The organism is Leptospira soteropolitanensis (genome assembly GCF_026151655.1).
Taxonomy (GTDB): Bacteria; Spirochaetota; Leptospiria; order Leptospirales; family Leptospiraceae; genus Leptospira_A; species Leptospira_A soteropolitanensis.
In genome coordinates this window covers 1-1349 of sequence record NZ_JAMQPN010000056.1, presented here as the reverse complement: position 1 = coordinate 1349, position 1349 = coordinate 1, and the positions used below count along the sequence as shown (strand labels likewise).

At 33.5% G+C, this 1349-nt stretch carries 2 protein-coding genes; both read left to right on the top strand.

From position 1 onward, the window contains the following. The first annotated feature begins 83 nt into the window (after nucleotides 1-83). Nucleotides 84-743, top strand: a complete 660-nt coding sequence (locus tag ND811_RS19250) for a hypothetical protein (RefSeq protein WP_265353579.1) — start codon at nucleotides 84-86, stop codon at nucleotides 741-743. A gap of 7 nt (nucleotides 744-750) precedes the next feature. Beyond that, nucleotides 751-1179: a hypothetical protein gene (locus tag ND811_RS19245; protein ID WP_265353580.1), complete on the top strand. Its 429-nt coding sequence runs from the start codon at nucleotides 751-753 to the stop codon at nucleotides 1177-1179. Nucleotides 1180-1349 lie beyond the last annotated feature (170 nt).

Sequence of the window (1349 nt, the reverse complement as noted above, 5' to 3'; positions counted from 1 at the left end):
CGTAGGCTCAGCTACGAGGAACGTCGGTAAGCTTTTTCGTTATACGTCATTGCTTAAAATAATAATGTTAATAGAGCATTAAAATGGAAAAAGAGATATATTTACTTCTTGGAAACGCAACAATCACAATTATCATATCAGTTGCAGTAATAAAGTATCTAGCAAACAAACTCATAGAAGATCAATTCGTAAAATCTTTGGAAAAATACCGACATAAAATTAACCTAGACTTCGACCGAATACAAAAAATAAATCAAAAAGAATTCGAAGTTTTGCCGGAACTATGGTATCTACTAAATAGATATAAAACAACAGCCATTTTCTTTCTAACTAAAAAGATTTTAACAGAAGATATTAATAATTATGTAGAATTAGACCTCGAACTTTTCTTAAAGAGCATTCCCATTACCGAATCTCAGAAACTATATATACGTAACTCAAATAACAAAAAAGCAGCTTATTTGCAAATAGTTCAAGATGCAGGTGATGCTGCTCTCCAAAGAGATTATGATCTCTTGAAAATATTTTTCAGTAACAATAAAATATTTTTTACAAACAGAATTTCCACGCTAGTGTCAGAAATAGACAAATTCTATTTCGAGACTACGATAATCTACCATACGCTTTTAAATGACCAAATCCAAAGGGAAATTTTTGCGAAAGATTTTGAAAAATCATCCCAAAAGATTTTGAATCAAATATATCCTGAAATAAAATCCAGACTTAAATTTACGGAAGAATGAAAAGAATATGGAAATCGAAAAATCACCTACAGATCAACCAGTTGAAAAAATAACCTTAGCATGGTTACTTCACTACGTACCAGCAAGTTACTATATAGCACTAATACCAATTATGTTCTTTTTAATAACAATAGGAATAGTAATTGGACAATCACCGTTTGTTATCAGAACATTAATTTCTCTAAAGATAATTGATAAAAGCATTGGAAAATTTGATAGTCAAAACCAACAAATTAAGTTAGATAATCTCTTTGAAAATCATCAAAACAACGTAGCTCAAATTCAAGCTGCCATAATAGAACAAGAAAGAGAAGCGGGAAGATCACATTTTTCAGATGAACGAGCAAATCATCGCGAAGCAGCAAAAAACCTTCGGGAATTATTAGCTGCGGAAAATGAAAGTTTTAACAAAAAAATTTCCGAATTAACGCAATAAGCAACGACGTATAACAGCAACTAACCGCTTCACTTCGGGACTTACGCCCTCGTTCGGTCTCCGACACATAGGCTTTTGTCACTCCTCTTGCTTACGCAAGCGTCGTGCCAATCCCTAACGTCCCGTTCCGGGACTCAGGGTCAGCCTACGTCGGTTAGTCTAGTTCGTTA

Bases quoted from the DNA above. Each gene is read 5' to 3' on its own strand.
- ND811_RS19250 (WP_265353579.1), top strand. From the start codon at position 84: ATGGAAAAAGAGATATATTTACTTCTTGGAAACGCAACAATCACAATT.
- ND811_RS19245 (WP_265353580.1), top strand. From the start codon at position 751: ATGGAAATCGAAAAATCACCTACAGATCAACCAGTTGAAAAAATAACC.